The organism is Streptomyces sp. NPDC005878 (assembly GCF_040629815.1).
Taxonomy (GTDB): Bacteria; Actinomycetota; Actinomycetes; order Streptomycetales; family Streptomycetaceae; genus Streptomyces.
In genome coordinates, this window is record NZ_JBEXWK010000004.1 from 420,305 (window position 1) to 426,411 (window position 6,107).

Annotated in this window: 7 protein-coding genes and 1 riboswitch; of the genes, 2 read left to right on the top strand and 5 right to left on the bottom strand. The window is 72.2% G+C overall.

Annotated features, from left to right (window positions below):
- The first annotated feature begins 102 nt into the window (after positions 1–102).
- Positions 103–564, top strand: coding sequence for a DinB family protein (locus ABZ404_RS10505; protein WP_358832075.1), 462 nt, complete (start codon positions 103–105; stop codon positions 562–564).
- A gap of 95 nt (positions 565–659) precedes the next feature.
- Here ABZ404_RS10505 and ABZ404_RS10510 read toward each other — a convergent pair whose 3' ends face one another.
- The 5 genes from ABZ404_RS10510 to ABZ404_RS10530 form a co-directional block, all read right to left on the bottom strand.
- On the bottom strand, positions 660–1,208 hold the full coding sequence (locus ABZ404_RS10510) for a YciI family protein (RefSeq protein ID WP_358832076.1): 549 nt from the start codon (positions 1,206–1,208) through the stop codon (positions 660–662).
- A 196-nt stretch (positions 1,209–1,404) separates the two neighbouring features.
- Positions 1,405–2,505, bottom strand: coding sequence for a M20 family metallopeptidase (locus ABZ404_RS10515; RefSeq protein ID WP_358832051.1), 1,101 nt, complete (start codon positions 2,503–2,505; stop codon positions 1,405–1,407).
- Positions 2,506–2,610: 105 nt separating this feature from the next.
- Positions 2,611–3,441 carry an ammonia-dependent NAD(+) synthetase gene (nadE, locus tag ABZ404_RS10520; protein WP_358832052.1) on the bottom strand — a complete coding sequence of 277 codons (831 nt, stop codon included), beginning with the start codon at positions 3,439–3,441 and terminating at the stop codon, positions 2,611–2,613.
- 153 nt (positions 3,442–3,594) lie between these two features.
- On the bottom strand, positions 3,595–4,194 hold the full coding sequence (locus ABZ404_RS10525) for an SMI1/KNR4 family protein (protein ID WP_358832053.1): 600 nt from the start codon (positions 4,192–4,194) through the stop codon (positions 3,595–3,597).
- Between the two features lie 81 nt (positions 4,195–4,275).
- Complete coding sequence (locus tag ABZ404_RS10530) at positions 4,276–4,443, bottom strand: hypothetical protein (protein WP_358832054.1); 168 nt, start codon at positions 4,441–4,443, stop codon at positions 4,276–4,278.
- Positions 4,444–4,788: 345 nt separating this feature from the next.
- Between ABZ404_RS10530 and ABZ404_RS10535 the strand changes: the two genes are divergently transcribed.
- Positions 4,789–6,009: a serine hydrolase domain-containing protein gene (locus tag ABZ404_RS10535; RefSeq protein ID WP_358832055.1), complete on the top strand. Its 1,221-nt coding sequence runs from the start codon at positions 4,789–4,791 to the stop codon at positions 6,007–6,009.
- Positions 6,007–6,107: riboswitch (cyclic di-AMP (ydaO/yuaA leader) on the top strand. This riboswitch is flagged as partial in the annotation. Its footprint overlaps the gene before it by 3 nt.

A 6,107-nucleotide genomic window follows, 5' to 3' on the forward strand; every position in this document is an offset into this window, starting at 1 on the left:
ACCCCGTCCACGAGGTCCACGGCATCCACGGCATCCAGCCCGGTCGCCGCTGCCGGGCCCGAGCGCCGGTTCGCCGGACCCGCGACCGGTGAGGAGCGGGGCATGCTGCTCGCCTTCCTCGCCGACCAGCGGGCCACCCTGGAGCTGAAGTGCGCCGGACTGGAAGCGGAACTGTCGTCGCGGTCCGTGGAGCCGTCCACGCTCTCGCTGCTCGGCCTGGTCCGCCACCTCACAGAGGTGGAGCGCCGCTGGTTCCGCCGTGTGCTGGCCGGACAGGACGCGCCGCCCCGCTACTGCGGTGACGACGCCCCCGACGGGGACTTCGACTTCGCCGTCTGCGACCCGGCGGCGGTCGCGGAGGCCTGGCGGGCGTGGCGGGAGGAGGTCGCGTACGCCGACGACTTCGTACGGCGGGCTCCCCATCTCGACGTCGAGGGTGAGGACTCCTGGCGCGGCAGGGTCTCGCTGCGCTGGGTGCTCATCCACATGATCGAGGAGTACGCCCGTCACAACGGCCACGCCGACCTGCTGCGCGAGCGGATCGACGGGGCAAGGGGGCTTTGAGGGCGGGGGCCGAGGGGCCCAGGGGTGGCGGCGCGCCCGGCCGCGCGCCTCCCGCGCCCCCCGCTACCGCCGCCCCTCGCTATCGCCGCTCCCCGCTACCGCCTTCCCCCGAACTCCCAGTCGTGGACCTCGATGGCGTCGTACCGGTCGGAGGTCAGCACGGTTCGGGCGGCGGCCGCGTCCGGGGCCCGTACCAGCGCCGCCGTCCCCACCCACGTCACGCCGTCGTCGGCCAGCAGCGGCCCGTACGCGATCAGGTCGTCCCGGCCCGCCGGGACGGTCAGGTCGGCGGGCTCCCCCGCCCCGAGCCCCAGGACGAGGAACCGGTCACCACCGGACCGGCCGCCCGGGAACTCCCACATGGTGCGCCCCAGCAGGTTGCGCCACCGGCGCAGCAGCACGTCCCGATAGGCACCGGCCTGGTAGCCGGGCTCGTCGAAGGCGAACGCGCGGGCGGCGGCCGGGTCCGGCAGGTCGACGATGTGCACACTGCCGGTGAGCGTCTCGCCGTCCGCCGCGAACGTCGGCCCCCGGGCGATCAGCTCCTTCTCGAACCCGTCCATGTACGACCAGTGGGCTTCCAGCAGTTCGACGCGCAGTTTGACGGATCCGGGCCGGTCGCGGTGGTAGCAGAAGAACTCCATGACCAGGGAGTCTTCCTCACCTGCCGCCATACCTCCAGGGCTTTCGCCGGCCCCGGCGTCTTCGGTGCTCGGGGCCGCCAACGTGCCTTCCAGAGCCGCGCGGTGTCGCGCGCGAAACGCCAGGTGCCGGTCTCCGGCGCAGACGGGAGGTTTCCGTCCACCTCCTCGGTTCGCCTCCTCGGTTCGCCTCCTTGCGCTACCTCTTCCGCACAGCCGTCACCAGCCCGGCCACCAGCCGCGCCCGCTCGGCCATCGCGTCGACCAGGACGTACTCGTGGTCGGCGTGGGCCCCGCCCCCGACCGCGCCCAGACCGTCGAGTGTCGGCACCCCCAGTGCGGCCGTGAAGTTGCCGTCGCTTCCGCCGCCGACCGCCACACCTTCCACGCCGGGCAGCAACTCCCGCGCCAGCGCGAAGAGTTCGGCGGACGCCGACTCGGGCATCGGGGGACGTCCCACCGCTCCCTCCACCGCGATCCGCGCCCCGTCGAGGTGCGGGGTCAGCGCCGCGAAAGCCGCTTCGATACGGTCCTTCTCCTCGGCCGACTCGACCCGGACGTCGACGACGACGGTCGCCCCTGCGGGCACGACGTTGTCCAGGGTGCCCGCGGACGCGACGGTCGGGGTGACCGTGGTGCCGATCTCCGGGCGGGCGAGCGCGGCGATGTCCAGCACCTGGTGTGCCGCTTCGACCAGGGCGTTGACCCCGGCCTCCGGCTCCAGACCGGCGTGCGAGGCCCGGCCCGTGACCGAGACCCGGAACGTGCCGCAGCCCTTGCGGCCGGTCTTCAGCCCGCCGCCGTCGGCCGCGCCCTCGAAGACGAGTACGGCGCCGCACGCCAGAGCCCGCTCCTCGATCAGCGCCCGCGAGGAGCCGGAGCCCACCTCCTCGTCGGCCGTCACCAGGATCTCCACGCCCGACAGGTCGTCGAGCGCCGCCAGACCGTGAACCGCCTGCACCAGACCGCCGAGCATGTCGAAGACACCGGGCCCGGTCGCGCGGCCGTCCTCGACCCGGAACGGGCGGCGTTCGAGCGTGCCCAGCGGAAACACCGTGTCGTGGTGACCGAGGATCAGGACGCGGGGAGCGCCCCCGCCGGACCAGTGGACATGCGGTCCGGCCACGCTCTCGACGAGCACGGCCTTCCCGCCCAGCCGCCTCTCGATGACGGCCGCGACGGTGGCGGCCGAGGCCGTCAGGGCGTCGGTGTCGCGTGAAGGAGACTCGACTTCGACGAGTGTCCGCAGGTCCTCGATCATCGCGTCGACACGCACGTCGACGCTCTTGTGGCTGGTCACCCGGTCAGCGTACTGGGTACGCCTTGCACAGGCTGATCGGCCAGCAGCCCCCTCCCGTACCCACTTACGCACGGGCCCCAAGAACCCCGCGCGGGGGCGGGAACGTTACGGGGCGACCGGCAGCCGGCGCTTGTGCTCGGTGAGGTGGTAGCGGCGCACGATCGTGTCGAAGGCGCGCTGGTCCACCGGCTTGCCCTCCAGGAAGTCGTCGATGTCGTCGTACGTGACACCGAGCGCGTCCTCGTCCGCCTTGCCCGGGGCGAGGGTCTCCAGGTCGGCCGTCGGGACCTTCCACACCAGCTCGGCGGGCGCGCCGAGGGCGTCCGCGACGGCACGCACCCGGCGCTTGGTCAGACCGGTCAGCGGCACCAGGTCGGCAGCGCCGTCGCCGTACTTGGTGAAGAAGCCGGAGACCGCCTCGGCGGCGTGGTCCGTGCCGACGACCAGGCCCTCGTGCGCGCCGGCCACCGCGTACTGGGCGATCATGCGCTGGCGCGCCTTGATGTTGCCAAGGACGAAGTCCTGGTGGTGGTCGTCGCGGAAGCTCACGTCGGCGGTGACCGCGGCCTCCAGCGCGGCGTCGCTGGCGGGCTTGATGTCCACGGTCAGTACGTGGTCGGGCTGGATGAAGGAGAGCGCGAGCTGCGCGTCGTGCTCGTCGGCCTGGACGCCGTACGGCAGCCGCATCGCGTAGAAGCGCGCCTCGTGTCCGGCGGCGCGGGCCCGCTCGACGGCGAGCTGGCACAGACGGCCGGTGGTGGTGGAGTCGACGCCGCCGCTGATGCCGAGCACGAGGGAGCGCAGTCCGGTCGAGGTCAGCCGCTCGGCGAGGAAGGCCACCCGCCGCTCGATCTCGCGCTCGGCCTCGAAGGTCTCGGCGACCTGGAGCTCCCGGGCGATCTCCTGCTGCAGGGCGATGGACGCCGGCTCACTCACGTCTGCTCCTCGTTACGGTCCACGGTGTGCTGTCCCGACCACCCTACCCAGCGGAATCCGGAGGCACCGGAGGGGACCGGGGCGGCCGCGAGGAGTGACACCGGCCGCAGCTCACGGCCCGCCCCGGCGCCCCCGATGTGGCCGGCGTCCGGGTCAGCGGCTGACGGACACGGAGCCGGAGCTCACCCCTTCCACGGTGCCGAGGAACTCCTCGTACAGGTCCTCCATGAAGTGTTTGAACGAACCGTGCCGCTCGGGAGCCGCTCCACGCCGGCCCGTATACGTATGGACGGCCCACTCACCGCGCTCGTCCACGTCGTCCGGATCGAGCAGCACGTCCACCATCTCGGACTCCGCCGTCAGCCGGATGCAGCGGCCCCCGAGGCCGGCCTCCCCGGTCTTCTCCGTGTCCGTGTCCGTATCCGTGTCCCGGGCATCCGACCGGGTCCCGCCTCCGCCGTGCGGGTCCGCGCACCAGTCGATCCCCTCGGTCCCGGCCAGCCGGCGCACGGAGGTGCCCGCGGGCCGCCAGCCGTCGGTGACCTGGAGGAAGGAGCGCAGCGACGGCGGCAGCGGGCACCCTAACCGCTCCTCCAGCGCGACGAGGCGCTCCTCCCCGGCGGGCGCGAAGCCCAGCCAGCGCGCCGCCCGGGCTTCCCGGTCGCCGTCCCCCCGCTCGTCCCTCGTATCCCCGCCATCGGCCCACTCGGCGCTCCAACGCTCAAGGAAGGGCCGCCATTCGAATCGCATCATGTCCCGATGGTGACACCCACCACTGACAACGCCCCCGGGAGCCGAGCATGTACCCGTCCCCCCTCCCCCGGGCGGAACCCGTCACGCGCCGACGCGCCGCCAGCTGCCCCGGGCCGCCAGTGCGAGCGCGGCGCTGAGGGCGAGGTCACCGAGGCGGCCGGCCTTGTCCACGTCCTTGACCGCGTTGATGAACCCGCCGAGCGCGAGCGCGGTGAGGAGGAGGGTGATGAGCACCCAGAAGACTTTCACGGCGCCTCCATGGCGACTCCGGGGACCGAAGAGGGGAGCGCCAACGTAGCGGCGCCGCCGGGGAGTCGGGTCTGGAAGCCGGTGAGGATGACCCGTCCGGGTGGACCCGCTCATCAAGACGGATGAGTGCTCGCCGGTATCCGGTGCCGCCGCCATCGGCACGACCGATGGGTCCGCCGGTTCCCATGCCACCACCACCGGCACGTATGAGGGCCGATCGGGTGGATCGCAGGTGATTCACCCGGATCCCCCGCCCGCCGAGCGCGGACGCGTGCCTCCCGTCGCGCACGATCTGCTCGGCAGACGAACCGAAGCAGACGAACCGAAGATGAGAGAGGCCCGACCATGAGAAGACCCTCCCCGTCCCGCCGGTCGAAGGCGGTCCTGGGGCTCGCCGCGGCGGCGCTCACCCTCGGCGGGCTGCTGCCGGCGGCGTTCGCCCCGGCCCAGGCGGCCCCGCCCGCCGCCCCCTCCCAGGGGGGCGGAGACGACTATCTGTACCCCCGTCACGAGCTGGACCCGCGGCTGCGGGCCAGGCTCGACAAGGCGGTGCGGGACGTCATGAGGAAGGCGGGCATCCCCGGGGTCCAGGTCGGCCTGTGGATGCCGGGGAAGGGCAGCTACGTCCGCGCGTTCGGCGTCGCCGACAAGCGCACCGGCGCGCCCATGACCGACGACATGCGGATCCGCATCGGCAGCGAGACGAAGACGTTCACCGCCACCGCGGTCCTCGAACTCGTCGACGACGGCCGTGTCCGGCTCGACGACCCGATCGCCAAGTACGTGAAGGGCGTCCCGAACGGCCACCGCATCCGTCTGCGCGATCTGCTGGACATGCGCAGCGGTCTCTTCCCGTACTCCGCGGACGACTCCTTCGTCCACGACCTCCTCAGCGACCCCCAGCGCGTCTTCACCCCGAGGGAGCTGCTGGCCTACGGGTTCAAGCACCCCAACGTGTTCGCGCCGGGCGCCAAGTTCCAGTACTCGAACAGCAACTACATCCTGCTCGGCCTGGTGATCGAGAAGGTGACCGGCCGGAGCGTACGGGACGTCATCGAGCACCGGGTCCTGCGGCCCAGCCACCTCGACGACACGCTCTTCCCGAAGGCGGCGGAGTTCCCCCGCCCGCACGCCCACGGCTATACCAACCAGACGCTCACCGGCAAGGTCGCGGACAGCACGCACTGGAATCCGAGCTGGGCCTGGTCGGCCGGGGCGATGATCTCCGACCTGCACGACCTCAAGCACTGGGCCAGGGACCTCGCCACCGGCACCCTGCTCTCGCCCGCCACCCAGGCCGAGCGTCTCAAGGTGCTCCCCACCGGCACCCCCGGCGCGGGCTACGGGCTCGGCATCGTCAACGTCAACGGCTGGACCGGTCACAACGGCTCACTGCCGGGGTACGAGAGCCTGACCATCTACCTGCCGGAGCTGAAGGCGACGCTGGTGGCCCTGCTCAACACGGACATCCTCTACCAGGGCCAGGAGCCGAGCACGGTCCTCGGCTCGGCGATCACGAAGATCGTCACACCGAAGCACGTCTGGGGCCTGTCGCCGCAGCGCTAGGCGGCGGCGCCGAATTCCGCAAGGGAACCGGGGAACCACCACCTTGGGGTGAATCGAGCACCTTCGCACCGTCGAAAAGTGCCCGTAGGAGACCTTCC